Consider the following 20,256-nt stretch of genomic DNA (forward strand, 5'->3'; position numbering starts at 1 on the left):
AAATTTCCGGACGGCGAGTTATCACATTTAATTTAACTTTTCGTGAGGACTTCGACACCGCCGGCGCCCTAGGATGTGGGCACTTTCCGCTGATTCGTAACGCACCCGAAACCCGTGCGTATCAGCGTGCCCACCCTGACCGACTGACAACCACGCCCGGAACCGACATGTTAATCATCGTTCTCGCCTATCTTGGCGGCGCTCTGACGATCCTCAGCCCGTGCATCCTGCCGGTGCTGCCGTTTGTTTTTGCCCGCGCCGATCAGCCCTTCGTGCGCAGCGGCCTGCCATTGCTCGCCGGCATGGCGCTCACGTTCGCCGTCGTCGCGACCCTTGCCGCCGTGGGCGGCGGTTGGGTCGCGCAGGCCAACCAGTATGGCCGCTGGCTTGCGATTGCCTTGCTTGCCGTGTTCGGACTGACACTGCTGCTGCCGCGTTTCGCCGATCATCTGATGCGCCCCCTCGTGAGCGCCGGCAATCGCCTGTCGAATTTCGCGCAGGGCGATGGTCAGCAGGTTCGCGTGGGTTCGTCCTTTCTGCTGGGTATCGCGACCGGCTTGCTGTGGGCGCCGTGCGCCGGTCCGATTCTCGGCCTCGTGCTGACCGGCGCGGCATTGCGCGGCGCAAGCGTGGGCACCACGCTGTTGCTGGTGGCCTATGCGGCCGGCGCCGCGACCTCGCTTGCAGTGGCGCTGCTGATCGGCGGGCGGGTGTTTACCGCGATGAAGCGCTCGCTGGGCGCGGGCGAATGGATCCGTCGCGGGATCGGCGCGGCGATGCTGCTCGGCGTGGTGGCGATTGCGCTCGGACTCGACACCGGTGTGCTCGCTCGCGTATCGACCATCGCCACGGGGGGCATCGAACAGAGGCTGGTGGACACACTGTCGCCGGGTGCGACGCCGGGCAATCCGGCTGCGGCGGGTAGCAACGCCAATGCGTCGGCCAATGCCTCGGGCAGCGACGCCGTGACGACCGCCAACTCCGCCACGGATGCAAGCGAAACCGGCGCGCTGATGCATACCGCGCAAGGCGCGCCAGGCGGCGCGGCTGCGTTGCCCGTCGAAGGCGTGCTGCCGACCTTGAACGGCGCCGTCCAGTGGCTGAATTCCCCGCCGCTGACGGTGCAGGACCTGCGCGGCAAAGTCGTACTAGTCGATTTCTGGACCTACTCGTGCATCAACTGCCTGCGCTCACTGCCGTACGTGAAAGCGTGGGCGCAGAAATACAAGGACCAGGGGCTCGTCGTTATCGGCGTGCACGCACCGGAGTTCGCATTCGAACGCAATATCGACAATGTGAAGAAAGCCGTCCACGATCTCGGCGTCGACTATCCCGTTGCAATCGACAACAACTACGCGATCTGGCGCGCACTGAACAATCAGTACTGGCCGGCGCATTATTTCGTCGACGGGAAAGGGCAGATTCGCTATCACCATTTTGGCGAAGGCGACTATGCGGAATCGGAAAAAGTGATTCAGGAACTGCTGATCGAGGCCGGGCATCCGAACGTGTCGAAGATCGCAGTCGGTATTTCAGGCACGAGCGCGCAAGGTGTGCAAGCCGCGGCTGACAATGCCGACATGCAGTCGCCGGAAACTTACATCGGCTACCAGCGTGCCGAGAATTTCGCGTCGCCTGGCGGCGAGGCGCCGGACAAGGTTCACACCTATGCGGCGCCGTCACAACTCGACGTCAACGATTGGGGGCTGGCCGGCGCGTGGAAGGTGGGTGCCGAACACGCGACGCTCGCGGCCGCGTCAGGACGCATCGTCTATCGCTTCCACGCGCGCGATCTGCACCTGGTGCTCGGCCCGGACAAGGACGGCAAACCGGTACGCTTCCGTGTGAGCGTGGATGGCGCGGCGCCCGGCAATGCGCATGGCACGGACGTCGCTGCCGACGGCACCGGCACCGTTACCGGCCAGCGTCTTTACCAACTCGTGCGGCAATCCGGCGAGGTCGCGGATCACACGTTCTCGATCGAATTTCTGGATCCGGGCGTGCAAGCGTATGCCTTTACTTTCGGCTAACCTGAATGGGGTGGCGTGAATCGCCATGTCACACCCACAGGTCGGTAAATGGATCGTCAGCAGGAGCTTGGCACGGTCCGCCGCGCGTATGCCCGGCGGCTGATGGCATTAGCGGGTATTGCCAATCCGGGCATCGAGGCGGCGTTCGCGGCTGTCGAACGCGAACGCTATCTGGGCCCCGGACCGTGGCCCATCCTGTGTCCCGCCGGCTACGTTGCCACGCCCGACGACGATCCCGCCCGCGTCTATGCCGATGTCCTGATCGGCATCATCCCGGAGCGCGGCCTTAACAACGGCATGCCGTCCTACCATGTGCCGCTTCTCGCCAGCGCCGGGATTCGAGCCGGCGACCATGTCGTCCATATCGGCGCGGGTGTCGGTTACTACACGGCCATCATGGCCCGCCTCGCCGGTCCCGCTGGCCGGGTCACCGGCATCGAATTCGATGCCGGTCTGGCCGCGCGCGCGGCTACGAATCTGTCGAATGTCGGCAACGTTCAGGTGCTTCAGGGCGACGGCTTCTCGATGCCCTTTGATCCGGCCGACGTAATCTATGTCAACGCCGGCGTGACCCATCCCGCCGACATCTGGCTCGATCGTTTAAAGGACGGTGGCAGGCTGATTCTTCCCCTTACGACGGAGAATATCTGGCCGCCTGCCCGCGGCGCGGCCATTTCCCATTACGGCGTGGTATTTCGAATCGAACGCGCCGGCGACGAATATCTCGCCGCCTGGATCTCCGCCGTCGCCCTTTATCCGTGCGAAGGAGGGCGCGACGACGCGTCGGAAGCCAGGCTCGACGCCGCCTTTCAGAAGGGTGGCTGGCGTCGCGTCACACGCCTGTACCGCACCGGCGACCTGCCGGACGAGCGATGCTGGTTGCGTGGGGCGCGCTGGGCGCTCGCTTACGACTGATCGCGTTATAGTCGAGACCTATCAACGGCATTGCGAGAATCGCATTCAATTGACGCTCAGTCGCACGTATATTTTAAGTTGCAGTCGTTTGCCGACGCGAGGCAAGCTCGCCCATGCATGCGATGACATCGTTATCGGATGAAGCGTATGCGCGTCGGGTAGTCAACAGTGGTACACAAAAAGCGCCCACTATGTGATTTCCGGCCAGCCCGCCGGCGCGGTTCGGCGGTGCACCCCAGGAGCCGGATGCGGTAGCAGACCAAGTGGGTATGTCCTCTCAAGGAGATAGCGCATGTCAAACGAAGCAAAGTGCCCGTTCAACCATACCGCCGGTGGCGGCACGACGAATCGTGACTGGTGGCCAAAGCAACTGCGGCTCGATCTGCTCAGCCAGCACTCCAGCAAGTCCAACCCGCTGGACAACAGCTTCAACTACGCCGAGGCTTTCAGGAGCCTCGATCTCGCCGCGGTGAAGAAGGACCTCGCCGCGCTGATGACGAATTCGCAGGATTGGTGGCCGGCCGACTTCGGTCATTACGGTCCGCTCTTTATCCGTATGGCATGGCACAGCGCGGGCACTTACCGTACCGGCGACGGCCGCGGCGGCGCCGGGCGCGGCCAGCAGCGGTTCGCGCCGCTCAATAGCTGGCCGGACAACGTCAGTCTCGACAAGGCGCGCCGGCTGCTATGGCCGATCAAACAGAAGTACGGGCAGAAAATTTCCTGGGCCGACCTGTTGATCCTTACCGGCAACGTGGCGCTGGAAACCATGGGCTTCAAGACCTTCGGCTTCGGCGGCGGCCGTGAGGACACGTGGGAGCCGGATCTCGACGTCTACTGGGGCAACGAAAAGACCTGGCTGGGCGGCGATGTCCGTTATGGCAAGGGCGCGGCCGGCAAGGACGGCGACGAAGGCGTGATCGTGGCCGACGCGGAATTGCACGGCAGCGAAACCAGCCGCGACGACCATGGCCGCAATCTGGAGAATCCGCTGGGCGCCGTGCAGATGGGCCTGATCTATGTGAACCCGGAAGGTCCGGACGGTAATCCCGACCCGCTCGCCGCGGCCCATGACATCCGCGAAACGTTCGGACGCATGGCCATGAACGACGAGGAAACGGTCGCGCTGATCGCTGGTGGTCACACCTTCGGCAAGACGCACGGCGCCGGTCCTGCCAGCAACGTGGGGCCGGAACCCGAGGCCGCCGGACTCGAGAACCAGGGGCTGGGCTGGAAGAGCAGCTTCGGCACCGGCAGTGGCCGCGATGCGATCACCAGCGGTCTGGAGGTTACCTGGACCAGTACGCCGACCAGGTGGGGCAATGGCTTCTTCGAGAATCTGTTCGGTCACGAGTGGGAACTGACGAAGAGTCCCGCTGGCGCGAATCAGTGGGTCGCCAAGGATTCCGCTGAAACGATTCCGCATGCATTCGATCCCGCGCAGAAGAAGCGGCCGACGATGCTCACCACGGACCTCTCGCTGCGTTTCGACCCCGCCTACGAGAAAATTTCGCGGCGCTTCCTCGCGAATCCGGATCAGCTTGCCGATGCCTTTGCCCGTGCATGGTTCAAGCTGACCCACCGCGACATGGGACCGCGTGCCCGCTACCTGGGACCGGAAGTGCCGGCCGAAGAGCTGCTCTGGCAGGACCCGATTCCGGAGGGCGACCACCCGCTGGTCGATGCACAGGACATCGCCTCACTGAAGCAGAAAATCCTCGCATCGGGGCTGTCCGTTTCGCAACTGGTCACGACGGCCTGGGCGTCGGCATCCACTTTCCGCGGTTCCGACAAGCGCGGTGGCGCCAATGGCGCACGTATTCGCCTCGCCCCGCAGAAGGACTGGCCGGTCAATCAGCCCGAGCAACTGGCCAAGGTGCTGAAGACCCTCGAAGGCATTCAGGCCGAGTTCAACGGCGGGCAGTCAGGCGGCAAGAAGGTCTCGCTGGCCGATCTGATCGTGCTGGCGGGGAGCGCCGGCATCGAGAAGGCTGCAGAGGCCGCGGGCCATAAGGTGAGCGTGCCTTTCACGCCCGGTCGCATGGATGCATCGCAGGAACAGACTGACGTGGAGTCCGTCGCGTTCCTCGAACCGGTTGCCGACGGCTTCAGAAACTATCTCAAAGGCAAATACGGCGTTCCGGCCGAGGCTTTGTTGATCGACAAGGCGCAATTGCTGACGCTGACCGCCCCTGAGATGACCGCGCTTATCGGCGGCCTGCGTACCCTGAACGTCCATGCCGGACAGAATAACCAGCATGGTGTCTTCACCAGCCGGCCGGAAACGCTGACCAACGACTTCTTCCGCAACCTGCTCGACATGGGTACGGAATGGAAACCGGTCTCGGCCGCCAATGACGTGTTCGAAGGGCGCGACCGCAAGACCGGCGAAGTGAAGTGGACCGGCAGCCGGGTCGATCTGGTCTTCGGTTCGCATGCTCAACTGCGGGCCTTGGGCGAAGTCTATGCAAGCGAAGATGGGCAGGAGAAATTCATCCGCGACTTTGTCGCGGCCTGGGTCAAGGTGATGAACCTCGACCGTTTCGATCTCGCCTGAATCTTTTGAGTAGATGCGGGTCCCGCCAGGCTTGTTGGCCTGGCGGGACCCGGTTTCCCGTTTCTCATCGGTGAAGCCGCCGTTACAGCCTTCCGCGGACCACGTCGGATAACTCCCTCGCAATCCGGCAAACATGCCGGCAACCCACACCCAGATACCGCCGCATTTGCGCTGTCCAGCGCGTGACGCCAGCGCGGATGGAACGCGAATGCGTCATGACGTCTACTTCATCCCACGCATCGTGTTCGTTCCTTTTGCCAGGACCCGCTCGCTCATCGTGAGGCGAGCGGGGTGCCCGGACCGAAACCCACAACGAGCGTGATATAGACGAGCGCAGCGAAGACGCCGGCCAGCGTGCCGAGCAGGTCGCGCGCATCCCGGCCGCGTCGGAGCTGGAGCGGAATTCCGACCAGTAGATACGTGAGCGAGAACACCACGGCGACCATCAAGGGCGGTGGCGCGAGCGAGACAACGAAGTCGGCTAATGCGCGCATGGTCAAATGCTAGTGAAGCTGGGCGACCAACGCGTCCGCCCCCTTGTCGATCCCGGTCTTCGCGGCGCTCAACGAACCGAAGGCGGCCGGAAGGTTCATCGCGTTCGGATACTGCTTCGACACATAGGCCTTCAATAGCTGCCCACTGGCGGCGTCAAAGATCTCCACTGCGTAGGATACCGAACCGCTGAACGCGCCCTGGCCGCCGCGGATTGACTGCACGCCGTTGTAGAGATTGCCTGCAAGATCGAAATGCATGAACTGTCCAATCAGCGTCGTGGTCTGTTCGGCACCCGTTAGCGTCAGCTTGACCCGCAAGGTGTTAGGGCCGGGTTGCTGCGCAACGCTGAACTTCGTCGCCAGTTTTTCCGAAAACGTCTTACCCATGTAATCGGCAAGCGCGGCGCGATCTTCGTTTTTCATGTCGCCGAACTGGTTGTCGCTGCCTTGATAGACAACCACAGGATCCAGCACGACCTGCGTGTAGCGCGACCAGGCGACGGGGGCCGAGTATTTATAAGGCACCTTGCCAGAATCGTCGCCACGGTTCTGCGTCAATTGCGGCGCGGAGGAGATGCCCGTGTAGGCGACCGGCTGTACACCCGCGCATGCGGTCAGGGTCAGCACCGCCGCGGCGGTGAAAAGAAGCGGGACGAGGTTTTTCTTCAGCATTCTGGGTTCCACGAAGGGCAGGTTGGGGTGTCGGGGGATGTTTCGTTTGGCGCAGGACCGATGAGGCCGAACAGTAGCATTGCCGTTATTGTTTGTAAACCGTCTATCCGGATTGTTTTTGTGGTGACTCGATAATGTTGCAATGAGAAGTCGGTTTGTATCCGGTTCTGGTCTTCGATAAAAACAAACCGCCTGGACGGTTTACATAGAAAAATTGCGGTGTTACGCTGGCGCCTCACTTGAACTGTCTCTGCGCAGCGCCGGTACGAACCTGGCCGCACCGATCGAATAAGGTGCCACGCGCTGCTGGGCTGTGCGAGGTAATGCGCCCGCAAGCGGATGCCGAAGATGAATGAAGCCAGAATGATCGCCTGTCACGAATGTGACCTGTTGCAATGGAGGGCGTCGCTGTTCGAACGCAGCATCGCGCGCTGCCAACGATGCGACGCGGCCCTCTACCGGAGCCTGCCGGCTACCTGCGATCGCGCGCTGGCGTTGACGCTCGCCGCCGGGATCCTGTTCGTGGTTGCCAACTGTTTTCCGATCATCGGACTGTGGGTCAAGGGCGCACTCGTCGAAACCACGCTGCTCGATGCGGTTTGTTCGCTGTACGCCGACGGTATGTGGCCCATAGCAGGTCTCGTTCTGGTAACGACGATTCTGATGCCGGCGCTGAACATCGCGGCGGTGATCTATCTACTTTTGCCGCTGCATATTGGCGGCTCGCCTCAGCGTCCCGAGATCGTTCTGCGCGTACTAAGACACGTCGCGCCATGGGGAATGATTGAAGTACTCATGCTTGCCATGCTGGTCGCGCTCGTCAAACTCCAGCACTTCGCGACCGTTGTTCCCGGTGTAGCGATCTGGGCAATCGGCGCGGTAATGGTGCTGCTCGCGGCAGCGGCTGTTTCGTTCAATCCGCGTGATATATGGGCGCGTATTGACGGCGTGCCGGGTGGCGACGCCGCATCACGCACGCCAAAGGCAAGCGTCAACGCGGCTACTGCTGCACGCGCCGGTCTATTCGCTTGTCATGACTGCGGGTTGGTGTCGAAACCGCTCGCTCATTTTCGTGGCGGGATTTGTCCGCGTTGTAGCGCGGTGTTGCATCTGCGCAAGCCCAATAGTCTTGCACGTACCTGGGCGTTTCTGCTGGCCGCAATGGTTCTCTATATCCCTGCCGTGCTGCTGCCGGTAATGATCACCAGCACCTTATTCAGCTCGCAATCCGACACGATTCTGAGCGGCGTGGTGTTTCTCTGGACTTCGGGTTCGTGGGCGCTTGCCACGATCGTTTTCATCGCCAGCATCGTGGTGCCCATGCTCAAAATTCTCTCGTTAGCCTATCTCGCCTGGAGCACTCAGTTGCGCTCGTCCCTGATGCCGCGCAAGCGGACACGTATTTACCGGTGGGTGGAGTGTGTCGGCCGTTGGTCGATGCTCGATATCTACGTCATCACCATCCTGGTCGCGCTCGTGCAATTCGGTTCGGTTGCAACGATCGACGCGGGTCCCGGGGCCATAGCGTTCGGCGCGGTCGTTGTTCTGACCATGTTCGCCGCGCTGTCGTTCGATCCACGACTCATATGGGACGCCGTGGAGCTGGACGGTGAATAAGGTGTCAGGACAGAACGGCAACGACGATACGGCTCACTTCCCAACCGCGGTTGTCGCGCAGCGATCGAAGTGGCGCATGCCGCTTGTGTGGCTCGTGCCGCTCGTGGCGGTGCTGATAGCGGGCGGACTGGCGGTGCAGTCGATCATGCAAAAAGGCCCGACCATCACCATCAGCTTTACCACGGGTGAGGGCATCGAGGCAGGCAAGACGAAGATCAAGTTCAAGAACGTCGATATCGGCGTAATCAGGAGTGTCACCCTTTCCGACGATCACAAGACCGTGCTTGCCAGCGCTGAGATGTCGCGTAACGCCTCGAGCATGCTGGTCGACGACACCCGCTTCTGGGTGGTTCGGCCGCGCATTTCAGGCGGCACCGTGTCGGGTATCAGCACCTTGATTTCCGGTTCGCACATCGGCATGGATATTGGCGCCTCGCAAAAGGCCCGGCGCGATTTCGTCGGACTCGAGTCGCCGCCGGTGCTCGCTTCGGGGGCGCCGGGGCGGGAGTTCGTGCTCAGGAGCAGCAGCATCGGCTCACTCGATATCGGTTCGCCCGTATTCTTTCGCAGGCTTCAGGTTGGCCAGATCGTTTCCTACGCCCTCGATCCCGATGGTGCGGGAATGACCGTGCATGTTTTTATCAACGCACCGTACGACAGGTACGTCACGAATGACACACGCTTCTGGCAGGCGAGCGGTGTTGACGTGAGCCTGGATACGACGGGCGTGAAGGTCAACACGGAATCGCTGGTCTCCATCCTGATCGGCGGCCTCGCGTTCGAGAACCCGCCTGACACGACGACCAGATCTGAAGCGGACGCGAAACGCGAGTTTCAACTTTTCGGCGATCGGGCCGACGCCATGAAGCGGCATGATGCAATCGTCGACAAGTACGTGCTGAACTTCAACGAGTCGGTACGCGGATTGGCCGTCGGCGCGCCCGTCGACTTCCGGGGGATCGTTATTGGCGAAGTATCGGCGATTTCGGCGCACTTCGATCCCGTCAGAAAGGAATTCAATATCCCTGTTGAGGTCAACATTTTCCCTGAACGCCTGGTCTCGCGCGGAAACTGGCAGGGCGGCATGGGTGGCACGGCGTCTGAGCGACAAGCGTTTGCGGACTATCTGATAGCGAAAGGATTGCGAGCCCAATTGAAGACCGCGAGTCTTCTTACGGGGCAACTCTATGTTGCGATCGATTTCTTTCCCGCAGCGCCGAAGGCGAAAGTGAACTGGAACAATGCGACTCCTCAATTGCCGACGGTGCCGGGCAACCTGCAGGGCTTGCAAGACTCGATCGCCAGTCTCGTTGCCAAGCTGAATGCCATTCCATTCGAGGGAATCAGCAAAGATCTGCGCAAGACCTTGAACGACGCGGATTCGCTGTTGAACACCGTCAATACGGATCTGGCGCCGGATGCCAAGGCGACGCTGGCTGCGGCGCGTGAGGCGCTCACGTCAGCAAATCGCACGATGCAAAGCGACTCGCCATTGCAGCAGAGCACGACTGAAACAATGCGTGAACTGTCACAAGCCGCCGTGTCGATTCGCACGCTGGCGGACTATCTGCAGCGCCATCCGGAAGCGCTGATTCGTGGCAAGAGCGAGGATAAGCCATGAGCCGACTGTCGTCGTTTTGCCTGGGAGCGATCGTGCTTACCCTCGTTGCGGGATGCGCAACGTCGCCACCGTCGCAGTTCTATACGTTGAGTCCCGTGCAGCTTGTCGAACTGCGACCGGCTGTCAAACCTGTGGCGATTGCGATCGGCCCGGTTACGGTGCCGGATTTGGTCGATCGCCCGCAAATCGTCTCCCGGGTTGACGAGAACCGTGTATCCATCGACGAATTCGCTCGCTGGGCTGATCCGCTGAAAAGTCAGATTGCGCGTGTGATAGCGGCTGATCTCACGCAATGCCTCCCGGGTTCGATCGTATCCGTCTACCCGCAGCGTGCGGACGACAATGCCTACCGCGTGTCGGTGGACGTGCAGAGCTTCGATTCAGCAACGAGCGGTACGGTGATGCTGGCCGTGATCTGGTCGGTGCGCGCGCCGAAGCGGGGCGAACCGGTTGGCGGGCGAACGGTTGTACGCGAGGTGCTGAGCGGACCGGGCTACAACGCGCTGGTCAGCGCATACAGCCGTGCTCTCGCGTCCGTGGCGCGTGATATCGCCGGGGCGATGCAATCCGTTGTATCGCAGTAGAGGTCAGGGTAGACGGATTAGTGCATGCGCGACAGCGGCTCAGCTCATTCTCCAGCGCCAGCAGCGCGTGGCGCCGGAGAATGGGCGCAGAGGCGTTAGCGATCGACGCGCTGCTGCAAGTGGGCCGGGTAGCGATCGCCCACGACCTGGATCTGCTTTAGTGCCGCTTCGATCGCGGTTAGATCGGCTGCCGACAGTTCGACCGAGGCCGCGCCGATGTTTTCCTGCAGCCGATGCAGCTTGGTGGTGCCCGGAATCGGCACGATCCACGGCTTCTGCGCGAGCAACCACGCTAGTGCGATCTGCGCGCGCGTGGTGCCGCGGCTGCCTGCGATCTTGCCGAGCACGTCGACGAGACCGGCGTTGGCTTTGCGGTTCTCCTCGGAGAAGCGCGGCACGATACTGCGAAAATCAGTCTTGTCGAAGGTGGTGTTCGCGTCGATGGCGCCGGTCAGGAAGCCTTTTCCCAGGGGGCTGAACGGTACGAAGCCGATACCCAGTTCCTCCAGCGTGGGCAGCACCGTCTGCTCGGGCTCGCGCCACCACAGCGAATACTCGCTTTGCAGTGCGGCTACCGGCTGCACGGCGTGGGCGCGCCGGATCGACTGCGCACCCGCTTCGGACATGCCGAAGTGTTTGACCTTGCCTTGCGCGATCAGATCCTTGACCGCGCCGGCTACGTCTTCGAGCGGCACGTTCGGGTCGACGCGATGCTGATAGAACAGGTCGATGCGATCGGTTTTCAGACGCTTGAGCGCCGCTTCGGCGACTGCCCGGATGCGTTCGGGGCGGCTGTCGAGCCCCTTGCTCACGTCGCCCTCCTGGAAGCCGAACTTGGTGGCGATCACGACCTGATCGCGAAACGGCGCAACCGCCTCGCCGACCAGTTCTTCGTTGAAGAATGGGCCGTAGGCCTCGGCGGTGTCGAAGAACGTAACACCTTGTTCAAAAGCACTCCGTATCAGTTTGATGCCTTCGGTTTTCTCGGTGGCCGGGCCATAGCCATAGCTCAAACCCATGCAGCCAAGGCCGATTGCCGACACTTCAAGACCGCTTTTTCCCAGTTTGCGCTTTTGCATGTGCATTCTCCTTTCGAAAGGTGGCTGGCGCAGCGCGCGCCATCTGCAACGCTGAGCAGCGTCGCTCGAGGTTCGTTCAATAGAAGGCAAGCTTAGGCTGCTGTATGTGATTCAACAATATGGCTACAATTGCATGAGGTTATGAGTGGAATTCATCTATGCTGCGCGCCGGTCTTTCCGAACTCACTGCTTTCGTCGCGATTGCCCACCAGCGAAGCTTCAGCGCGGCGGCGCGCACACTGGGTGTCTCTCCATCGGCGCTCAGCCACGCCATGCGAGGCCTCGAAGCGAGACTCGACGTGCGGTTGTTCAACCGGACGACCCGCTCGGTCGCGCTGACCGAGGCCGGCGAGCAACTTCTGCGGCGCGTGGGGCCCGCCATCGCCGACCTCGAAGACGCGGTGAACGAGGTTGCCTCCGCGCGCGATCGTCCGTCGGGTTCGATCCGCATCAGCGCGTCCGAGTCCGGTGCAAAAGCCATTGTTCGGCATGTGTTGCCCGATTTTCTGGCGACCTACCCGGATATTCACGTCGAATTTGTCGTGGATACGCGGCTCGTGGATATCGTGGCCGATGGTTTCGATGCCGGCATCCGGGTGCTGGAGGACGTGCCACGTGACATGGTGGCCATCCGGTTCGGCGCCGATATGCGCTTTGCCGCAGTCGCGTCGCCAGACTACCTCGCGCAGCATGCAGCGCCCAAGGCGCCGCACGATCTCGCGCAGCACCGCTGCATTCGGTTTCGCTTCGAAAGCGGCGCGCTTTATCGGTGGGACCTCGAGTACCACGGCAAGAGCGCCAGCATCGACGTCGACGGTCCCATGACGCTGGGCAATCTGAACGTAATGGTGGAGGCGGCGCTAGTCGGCATCGGCATCGCCTGGGTGCCCGACTATCTGGTCGTAGAGCATCTGGCGTCAGGGCGCCTCGTGCAGGTGCTTGCCGAATGGAGCCCGTCGTTCCCGGGCGTCTGCCTCTATTACCCCGCCAATCGCCATCCGCCCACCGCGCTTCGGTTATTCGCGCAGGCGGTGCGGGATTGGGCCAACGCCAATACCGCCGACACGCGTTGATCACAACCCTTGCAAGCACGATTAGTGAATCGCGCACATAAGGGCGTGCGCGTTATCGGTCTTCTTTCCTTGCTGAACCCTCGCTAGCATGGGCGGTTCACACTCGTCGGTGGCGGGTCACAAGGTGCGCCCGGGCAGCACGGTGTATGCGGCGACCAAGGCCGCGGTGCGTATGCTGTCCGAGGGTTTGCGCCAGGAGGTCAAGCCATACAACATCCGAACCACGATTGTGTCGCCCGGCGCAATCGCTACTGAATTGCCCGGCAGCATCACCGAACCCGATGTCGCCAAAGGTATTCAGCAGTTCTACGAACAGTTCGCGATTCCCGCGGAGTCGTTCGCGCGTGTAGTGGTGTTTGCGATGAGCCAGCCGGACGACGTCGATATGAACGAAATCCTGTTCAGGCCGACGAGTCAGGAAGTGTGAACTTCACCCGCCGGCTACGACTGCTCCACCAGTTCAAACGCCAGCTTCTGTGCCGCTTCCTTCGACTCGACAATCTCCATGGCGACACCGAATGCTTTCGTCGCCAACACGGATTGCGCCTTCAGGGCAGTCCGTTTGATCGCATCCGGTTCGATGGCGACGACTGCCTTGCAAAGTGCGCCGAGCGCGAGTTTGTTGCGCTTGAGCCAGAGCCCTCGCGTCTTCCTGTCTTCGTGCGATTCGTCGGGCTGACCCTCTTCGAAAATGATCACGAACGGCGTTGCGCGTTCAAGCAGCGCATCCATTTCGCTTTCCCACTGCCCGGAGTACCCGGGCTTGATGGCGGAGCGGCGTGACCAGACGACCGGGAAGTTCTCAAGACTATGCACGCTGAAATTGTCGATGGATTCCATGGTTTTCCCTCTCATGAATGATGTGTGGTGGCCACGCAGAACAGACTGCGTGCGCCGTCTTCGGAAGCATTGAGCGCGGTTTCCGCCCAGTCGCGCATGGCGGTTTCGTAACGGGAGACGGCCTCGTGCAGATCCGCGCAAGTCGAGACCGCCTCGGCGAGCGCGGCCGCGTCCCGTAGCGCGGTATTGGCGCCTAGGCCACCGGCAGGGCTCATCGCATGGATCGCGTCGCCGAGTAGCGTCACGGGACCGGAGGGCCACGTTGCGAGCGGCGAGGTGGCGCTGCGTACAGGCAGCATGGCGAGCGTGTTGATATCGCCTTGTGCGAAGAGCGTACGAAGCCTGGGATGCCAATGAGAAACAAGCGTTTCGATGAGCGTCGTTAAACGGGCCGGGTTCGGCAGATCGGCGGCGATGCCCATCCGCGCCCGAGGGCCGATGAACGCCCAGTAAAGATAATCGTCGACCGGGCTCAGCTTGCAGGTGGGCGCAACCCGCCTCGCGATGGAAGGCAATTGTTCGGGAAACCGCATGGGGTCCAGAATCACCGCGAATCCATCGTCAAAGATCACGGATGTGTTCGCGCACAAGCTTGTGCCGATCTTCTCCCTGAGCTCCGGCGTGGCGACGGTCTTGCCATAGATGCAGAGTGCGCCAGTGTCGCCCGGCTCCGATGCTGGCGCGAGTTGCTGACGCACGCTCGAATTCACCCCGTCCGCACCGATCAGCAACGTCGACACCGCCCGCGTGCCGTCCTCGAAGCGGATGCGTACGGCGTCGTCGCCGTCGACCTCGAACTGCTGCAACGACTTGCCGAAATGAACGCGATCCTCGATACCGCTGAGCAGGATCTCTCGCAAGGTTTGCCGGTTTGCGCTGAGGTCGGGCGACGTGGGCTGCGGATCGCTGTCAACGCCCGAGGTCCGCCAACTTCTGGCAGGGCGTCCCGGAGTAGGTTCGAGATCGCCATTCAGAAACTGAACGTTTCCAGCGGCGCCGCAAGTTTGCAGGAACAGCGCGTACAGGTCCTCAGGGAGGCATTGCGATAGCGCCTGCTGTCCGTGAGCGTCGATCCTGATCCGATAACCCTGAGTGCGGCTTTCCGCAGCCGGATCCCGTTCATAAACATCGAAGGGCACGCCGGCCTTTCTTAGACCTTGTGCCAGACACAAGCCGCCAAGACCCGCACCGACGATCGAAACATGCCGCATCTGCATCTATGCTCCCGGAATCCAGTCGGAGCGGTCATTCCGCTCCTGAGATGCAACAAGGTTACCGGTCAAGCCGATTGGCATGATAATGACGGTCGGACGATAAATAATGAAATATGGCCATTTTTAACAAGGGTATCGATCCCATTCCGGATCTGAGCGAACGCGCGGATGGCCCGGCGCTTTTTGCCTTTTGGGGCGCCGATGAGCCTGGAAACGAATTCCGGCTTGGAACGCGGGAGTACAAGTGGCACAGCCACGTGCGCGGGCAACTCTTTTACATCGAGAGCGGCCTGGTCCGCCTTCGCACCGCGCGAGGATCGTGGCTATTGCCGCCGCATCGTGCCGGGTGGCTTCCGCATGGCGTCGATCACGAGGCTAGTGTGAGCGGTGCGCTGAGCGGTTGGGGCGTGATGATCAGACCGGACGTGACCGCGGGTCTGCCGGAGCAGCCATGCGTCGTCGGGGTGAGCGAGATGTTGCGCGCCCTTGTGCGCCGGGCGGCAAGCTGGAGCAGCGCGGAGCAACTTCAGCCGGAGCAGGAACGGGTGGTCGCGGTGCTGCTCGATGAGATCCGTCTGGCGCCGCGCGAAGCGCTTCATTTGCCTATGCCGACGGAGCGCCGGCTTCTGGCGATAACGAACCTTCTGCTCGAATGCCCGCAGGATGAAAGGACGTTCGACGAACTCGCGATGTGGGCCGGTCTGTCGGCACGGACTGCGCGTAGACACTTTGTGGCGCAGACCGGCATGAGTTTCGCGCAATGGCGCCAGCAGAGCCGCCTCACGCTCGCGCTTGAAATGCTGGCAAACGGAGATGCCGTTGCGCACGTTGCCGATGCACTCGGCTACGCAACCCCGAGCAATTTCATCGCGATGTTCCGCAAGGCGTTTGGCGAATCGCCCGGCCGCTATTTCTCGAACCGCAGCAGTGTGGGTTAGGGCGGTGGACAGCGTAGGGTTTTTCCAGCCAGGCGAGGCGATGAATACAGCGGATAGCCGGCCAGCGCCGCGGCGCTACTCGTGAGTCCATTAACCGATGCGCTGGTAGTGGCGGCACAAACCATGGCCTATCATCATTGCAATGGGGCCGTACAGCGCTGTTACGCGACATGTCCATGCGGATCGTGACACGTCCGGCACGCAGCGGCAGATCATGCCTCCTTCGGAAACCAACCGGAGCACCTCATGAAAGGCAGTCAATTGACGATGTTCGCAGCCAATCAAAGCCACCGCAAAAGTCGCATGACCGTTGTCGACTGGATTCTGGAGATGACAAGAACAGCCGGTATTGAGGGCGCGACGGTGATCGAAGTGAGCGAAAGCATCGATGTGCGTGGCAAGTACCACGCGGCGCGCTTTTTTGAATTGGTCGACGAGCCCGTCGTGGTCACGGTGGCTGCGGAGGATGCACGCATCGATGCGCTGCTCGATACCCTCCGGCACGGCGGTGTTCAACTCTTCTATACGCGCTGTCCTATCGAGTACGAAGTGCTTGGCGCAGGCGCAAGTGCGGGAACGGGTAGAGGGGAGCACGACGCCGGGCACGCAGGCGGCGATTGAAGCGATGCTGCGCGGCACAATCGCGCGTGGTTACTGGCGTGAACTAGAATAAATCAAGCGGTGGATGCCCGGGCCTGCCCCGGTCGGGCAAGGTGGCGGGCGGTCCGTGCACAACCTGGCGCCGCAATGACCCGTTGGGCGGCGGAGATACGCGATGAACGGCTATCAACTGACGTTCTATACAGAGCAGAACAGGCGGCACGGTCATCAGACTATATGCGAATGGCTGCTGCACGAGGTTCGCAAACTCGGTATCAATGGCGCAACCGTGATCAATTGCGCCGAAGGTATTGGCCACGCAGGTTCGCATCATGCGGCGCACATGCTCAGGCTCGACGATCAGCCGGTGCAGATCATTCTGGCCGTGACTGAAGAGGAGGCCGGGCAGCTTCTGGATATCGTACGCGCCGAAAACGTACACGTTTTCTACGTACGCTTTCCGATCGAGTTCGGTGTGATCGGCGACGACGTCCCGCACAAAGCGGCGAAGCATTTTTCCGTGTTCAAACGCTCGCAGGAATAGGCGGAAAACACGGAAAACACGGAAAACACGGAAAACACGGAAAACACGGAAAACACGGAAAACACGGAAAACACGGAAAACACGGAAAACACGGAAAACACGGACCTTGTGTCAGGGGCTGCCTCGCGGTCAGCCCCATCGCAATCGCGCACCGGATGTCCTGCGTGGCGGCGACTGCGATCCGCGCGACGACGCGCGGATCTACCGTTATTTCACCGTGAAGGTGTAGTGCCCCTGGGTACGGTGCCCGTCTTCCGCGACCGCCACCCATGCGACCGAATAATCGCCTGGCGTCAGCGCGCTCAGCGCTACCGACATGTGCTTCCTGTTGGACGAATCGACCACGGATTTGCCGCTCGTCACCGGTTTGCCCTGTGCATCGGTCACGGTAATCGAGCTGAATGCCGGTTCCAGACCATCGTCGAAGTCGATCGCCACGTCCTTCTGGGCGGTGGTCACCGTGGCCCCGGCGGATGGCGCCTGATGGGTCGGATACGCGTGAGCATGCGCCAGTTGCGCGACAGTCAACGTGAACGCGGCAACCAGGCCACGTGCTGTGAATGAGTTCAGGAGAGAGGTTTTCATTTAATTGAAGAGCGGCTTGCCAAGAGAGTTGGGGAAGATGTCGTCGAAATACAGATGGGCGTCGAATAGCACTCCCACGTGATTGCCGCTCAGGTGGTTGACCGGAATTTGCGCTTCGACACCGAACTGTCCGTAACGGTTGAGCCAGAGAACGCCCGGGTTGACGGTGCCGGTGGTTTGACCGGCGCATGCGCCGGCCGTGCAGGTGCTCATCGGCGCTTCCACGACCAGCACCAGGTTGCTGAACGGTTGCGGGATGCCCAGGTCCTTCACCTGGGATTGCAGGTAGGGAAGGCTGTACTGCAACGTCAAACCCCAGCCGAGCGAGTTCGGACCATTGTCGGACGATGTAGTCGTCAGGTTCGGCCCGATCTGCCCCGTCACGGCAAAGGGACGCAGGTAGCCAAGTGAGGCCGGCAGGTCGCCAAAGCCCTTGCCGAAATAGAAATTTGGCGTTAGCGTGGAATAGGCATTCGCGATCGATTTTGCGCCAGTGCCGCCGATCTCCGCGAGCAGTCCTATCGACGCCATGAATTCGTGATGCGCATTGGCGTAGATCATGTACTTCGCGCCGACGGTGAGGTTGTCCCAGCCCTTGGCCGAGCCGCCGTTCGGTGCGTTCTGCGTGACGTAGTTGCTGGCAATGCTGAACGCGAGATTATTTGTGATCAGCTTGTCCCACTCGTAGGAGACGGTGTTGACGTTCATGTTGTCACCGTTGTCGTCCTGCGTCTTGACATGGCCGAACTGAGTGTCGAATTCATCGCCGACGCCAGGGTCGTCGACCGTCAAGGTGGCGGGAAACACCCGATCGCCGACGACCGCGTGGGCCGAAGCAGCCGGCGAACCGGCAAGGCAGGCGGCGCCGGCCGCCGCCATCAGCGCGGCGCGCGCGGGCGCCGCGTGCCGCTTGAAAAGCTTGCGCATGATTGAGTCCTTCTCCAATTGTCTTGATACCGCGCCGCGCGTGCGTGCGGCGACACCCCACGACTGCTTGCGCAGCGCGGATTCTGTTCAGGTACAGATCGACTCAGGAAAGGACAGGCGGCGCACGCGGCTGGGCCGCGGTGTAGAAGAGGGGGACGTGGAGCGCGTTGCGCGTGGCGGCAACCGGCGCACGCGCGACCAATTGCATGGCGGCAAACACCGCCGGCGTGCCCGGCAATACCGGTACGTGAGCAAGCATGCCGCAGTACGCGCACGCTTGCCAATGAAATGCTGAGGAGTGCGACGACTTGCTGTCATGCGCGAGCGGTGTGGTGTCCGGCTCGGCGGTGCAGTAGCTCGAGAGGGCTTCGCCCAGCCGGTTATGTGCCGCGAGCGCCTGCGAAACCGTTGGCGCAAGCGTGCTCATCAGGATCGCAAGCAATCCGAGCAGGTTGCCAATCTTCAGGAGGCGCGAGCGAAACATGCTGAGGACGGAGCACGCAGACAGGTAAGAGCGAGGCGCTGATTATGCCACGCGGCTATTCAGCCAAAGATACAAGGTTTCACATGTCCAATGTAGCGCTATTACTAATTTTAATGTGGGGTTACAACCGGCTTACGAGTGTGTGAGGTCACGCGTTCAATGCGGTCAGTCCGCTCGAATCCAGAGGCGGACTGACGCGTGCCGTTAGCGGCTTACTTCCAGTTCGTCGAAACGCTTTGCCCGATAGATCAGGACTGATGTAACCCAGCTGAGAACGAAGATGCCGATGATGATGTAGCCGAGGGTTCCGAAATTATCATTGAGCGTGCCGATGGCATCCCACACCGGACCTTGCAGCTTCAACTGGTCGGCGATCAGCCCCAGCGCTTCGATACCGCCGATCACAACCGCCACGATGACCGACACCAGCGTGATGGTCATGTTGTAGTAGATTTTGCGGATCGGTTTCAGGTAGGCCCAGCCGTAGGCGCCTAACATCAGGTGTCCGTCAAGCGTATCGATCAGCGACATGCCGGCGCTGAACAGGACGGGAAACACCATGATCGCCCACGGAGAGAGACCCCTGGACGCCTGGGTTGCGGCGATCCCGAGCAATCCGATTTCGGTTGCCGTATCGAATCCCAGGCCAAACAGGAAGCCCAGCGGGTACATGTGCCAGCTGCGCGTAATCAGGCGGAACAGCGGGCGAAAGAGCCGGGACAAAAACCCGCGATCCGCCAGCAGCATGTCGAAATCGTCTTCGACATATTTGCCGCCGCTTCTGACGTGACGCCACGCGCTATAGATCGACTTGAGAATGATCAGATTCATGAGCGCGATCGCGAACAGAAACAGCGCCGACACCAGGGTTCCGACGATTCCGCCAATTTCCTTGTAGTGATCGAAACGCGTTTGCATGGCGGACGCAGTAATCGCAACGGCGACGGACGCGAGCACGACAACCGTTGAATGGCCAAGCGAAAAGAAGAAGCCCACTGCCACAGGCCGCTTCTTTTCCTGCATCAATTTGCGCGTGACATTGTCGATTGCGGCGATGTGATCGGCGTCGACGGCATGACGCAATCCGAAACCATAGGCCAGCAGCGCGGTTCCGAGCAGCAGCGGATGGTTGCGGAATGCCACGACGGCCCAGATCCACGCGAGCACGTTGATCGCGATTAACAGGCTGTAGATACCGAAGAGCTTGCTTCGCACCTCCGTACTCGAGTCACTGAAAACTTTTGCAAACTGAGAAATCATCGGTTAGGTCCTTGGGAGGAGCGCGTCCCATTTGAGGTAGAAGCAGGGCGACAAGAGGTCTGACTCCCGGTTCGGCAATCGTGAAACTGCCCAACCGGATACAGCGGCGCGACCGTGCCGGATTCTCACCGGCTTCACTTTCCGTCCTGACAAGGTGATGCCTGACGCTTATACAATGCGCGCGCGTCGAGCGGCAAGTATGGTTTGTGTCGTAATCGATAT

19 protein-coding genes, 1 pseudogene and 1 riboswitch are annotated in these 20,256 nt (G+C 61.3%); of the genes and pseudogenes, 11 read left to right on the forward strand and 9 right to left on the reverse strand.

Annotated elements, in window-relative coordinates:
* The first annotated feature begins 167 nt into the window (after positions 1-167).
* The 3 genes from GH665_RS09915 (at position 168) to katG (ending at position 5,502) form a co-directional block, all read left to right on the forward strand.
* The gene (locus tag GH665_RS09915) at positions 168-2,030 is read left to right on the forward strand and encodes a cytochrome c biogenesis protein DipZ (protein ID WP_153135713.1); all 1,863 of its coding nucleotides are present in this window, start codon (positions 168-170) and stop codon (positions 2,028-2,030) included.
* A gap of 48 nt (positions 2,031-2,078) precedes the next feature.
* On the forward strand, positions 2,079-2,945 hold the full coding sequence (locus GH665_RS09920; protein WP_153135714.1) for a protein-L-isoaspartate O-methyltransferase family protein: 867 nt from the start codon (positions 2,079-2,081) through the stop codon (positions 2,943-2,945).
* A gap of 292 nt (positions 2,946-3,237) precedes the next feature.
* Positions 3,238-5,502: a catalase/peroxidase HPI gene (gene katG, locus GH665_RS09925; RefSeq protein ID WP_153135715.1), complete on the forward strand. Its 2,265-nt coding sequence runs from the start codon at positions 3,238-3,240 to the stop codon at positions 5,500-5,502.
* A gap of 272 nt (positions 5,503-5,774) precedes the next feature.
* On the opposite strand, the gene GH665_RS09930 is transcribed toward katG, so the two are convergent.
* Positions 5,775-5,996, reverse strand: coding sequence for a hypothetical protein (locus tag GH665_RS09930; RefSeq protein WP_153135716.1), 222 nt, complete (start codon positions 5,994-5,996; stop codon positions 5,775-5,777).
* A 9-nt stretch (positions 5,997-6,005) separates the two neighbouring features.
* Positions 6,006-6,668, reverse strand: a complete 663-nt coding sequence (locus GH665_RS09935) for a DUF3313 domain-containing protein (protein WP_153135717.1) — start codon at positions 6,666-6,668, stop codon at positions 6,006-6,008.
* A gap of 348 nt (positions 6,669-7,016) precedes the next feature.
* Here GH665_RS09935 and GH665_RS09940 point away from each other — a divergent pair, with 348 nt between their 5' ends.
* From GH665_RS09940 to GH665_RS09950, 3 genes are all read left to right on the forward strand, one after another.
* Positions 7,017-8,285 (forward strand): paraquat-inducible protein A, encoded by a 1,269-nt coding sequence (locus GH665_RS09940; protein WP_153135718.1) that lies wholly within the window; start codon positions 7,017-7,019, stop codon positions 8,283-8,285.
* A 76-nt stretch (positions 8,286-8,361) separates the two neighbouring features.
* Positions 8,362-9,906, forward strand: a complete 1,545-nt coding sequence (locus GH665_RS09945) for a PqiB family protein (RefSeq protein WP_167530981.1) — start codon at positions 8,362-8,364, stop codon at positions 9,904-9,906.
* On the forward strand, positions 9,903-10,490 hold the full coding sequence (locus GH665_RS09950; protein ID WP_153135720.1) for a PqiC family protein: 588 nt from the start codon (positions 9,903-9,905) through the stop codon (positions 10,488-10,490). Before GH665_RS09945 ends, GH665_RS09950 begins: the two co-directional genes overlap by 4 nt.
* 95 nt (positions 10,491-10,585) lie before the next feature.
* On the opposite strand, the gene GH665_RS09955 is transcribed toward GH665_RS09950, so the two are convergent.
* Complete coding sequence (locus GH665_RS09955) at positions 10,586-11,569, reverse strand: aldo/keto reductase (protein ID WP_153135721.1); 984 nt, start codon at positions 11,567-11,569, stop codon at positions 10,586-10,588.
* Between the two features lie 158 nt (positions 11,570-11,727).
* Here GH665_RS09955 and GH665_RS09960 point away from each other — a divergent pair, with 158 nt between their 5' ends.
* Both GH665_RS09960 and GH665_RS09965 read left to right on the forward strand, forming a co-directional pair.
* Positions 11,728-12,642, forward strand: a complete 915-nt coding sequence (locus GH665_RS09960) for a LysR family transcriptional regulator (protein ID WP_153135722.1) — start codon at positions 11,728-11,730, stop codon at positions 12,640-12,642.
* 103 nt (positions 12,643-12,745) lie between these two features.
* A pseudogene (locus GH665_RS09965) lies at positions 12,746-13,069 on the forward strand (SDR family oxidoreductase); the annotation flags it as partial.
* 14 nt (positions 13,070-13,083) lie between these two features.
* On the opposite strand, the gene GH665_RS09970 reads toward GH665_RS09965, so the two are convergent.
* Positions 13,084-13,482, reverse strand: coding sequence for a hypothetical protein (locus tag GH665_RS09970; protein ID WP_153135724.1), 399 nt, complete (start codon positions 13,480-13,482; stop codon positions 13,084-13,086).
* A gap of 11 nt (positions 13,483-13,493) precedes the next feature.
* Complete coding sequence (locus tag GH665_RS09975) at positions 13,494-14,699, reverse strand: FAD-dependent oxidoreductase (RefSeq protein WP_153135725.1); 1,206 nt, start codon at positions 14,697-14,699, stop codon at positions 13,494-13,496.
* Positions 14,700-14,809: 110 nt separating this feature from the next.
* On the opposite strand from GH665_RS09975, the gene GH665_RS09980 reads away from it, so the two are divergent.
* The 3 genes from GH665_RS09980 to GH665_RS09990 all read left to right on the forward strand — a co-directional run bounded on the left by GH665_RS09980 (position 14,810) and on the right by GH665_RS09990 (position 16,778).
* The gene (locus GH665_RS09980) at positions 14,810-15,634 is read left to right on the forward strand and encodes an AraC family transcriptional regulator (RefSeq protein ID WP_153135726.1); all 825 of its coding nucleotides are present in this window, start codon (positions 14,810-14,812) and stop codon (positions 15,632-15,634) included.
* Between the two features lie 246 nt (positions 15,635-15,880).
* The gene (locus tag GH665_RS09985) at positions 15,881-16,255 is read left to right on the forward strand and encodes a DUF190 domain-containing protein (RefSeq protein ID WP_153135727.1); all 375 of its coding nucleotides are present in this window, start codon (positions 15,881-15,883) and stop codon (positions 16,253-16,255) included.
* A gap of 154 nt (positions 16,256-16,409) precedes the next feature.
* Positions 16,410-16,778: a DUF190 domain-containing protein gene (locus tag GH665_RS09990; RefSeq protein WP_153135728.1), complete on the forward strand. Its 369-nt coding sequence runs from the start codon at positions 16,410-16,412 to the stop codon at positions 16,776-16,778.
* Between the two features lie 207 nt (positions 16,779-16,985).
* On the opposite strand, the gene GH665_RS09995 is transcribed toward GH665_RS09990, so the two are convergent.
* The 4 genes from GH665_RS09995 to GH665_RS10010 form a co-directional block, all read right to left on the reverse strand.
* Positions 16,986-17,363, reverse strand: coding sequence for a copper resistance CopC family protein (locus tag GH665_RS09995; protein WP_153135729.1), 378 nt, complete (start codon positions 17,361-17,363; stop codon positions 16,986-16,988).
* Positions 17,364-18,290 carry a hypothetical protein gene (locus GH665_RS10000; protein WP_153135730.1) on the reverse strand — a complete coding sequence of 309 codons (927 nt, stop codon included), beginning with the start codon at positions 18,288-18,290 and terminating at the stop codon, positions 17,364-17,366.
* A 103-nt stretch (positions 18,291-18,393) separates the two neighbouring features.
* Positions 18,394-18,774, reverse strand: coding sequence for a DUF2946 domain-containing protein (locus GH665_RS10005; RefSeq protein ID WP_153135731.1), 381 nt, complete (start codon positions 18,772-18,774; stop codon positions 18,394-18,396).
* A 204-nt stretch (positions 18,775-18,978) separates the two neighbouring features.
* Positions 18,979-20,034, reverse strand: a complete 1,056-nt coding sequence (locus tag GH665_RS10010; protein ID WP_153135732.1) for a HoxN/HupN/NixA family nickel/cobalt transporter — start codon at positions 20,032-20,034, stop codon at positions 18,979-18,981.
* Between the two features lie 35 nt (positions 20,035-20,069).
* A riboswitch (cobalamin riboswitch) is annotated at positions 20,070-20,215 on the reverse strand.
* Positions 20,216-20,256: the final 41 nt, after the last annotated feature.

Source organism: Paraburkholderia agricolaris, assembly GCF_009455635.1.
GTDB classification, from domain to species: Bacteria; Pseudomonadota; Gammaproteobacteria; order Burkholderiales; family Burkholderiaceae; genus Paraburkholderia; species Paraburkholderia agricolaris.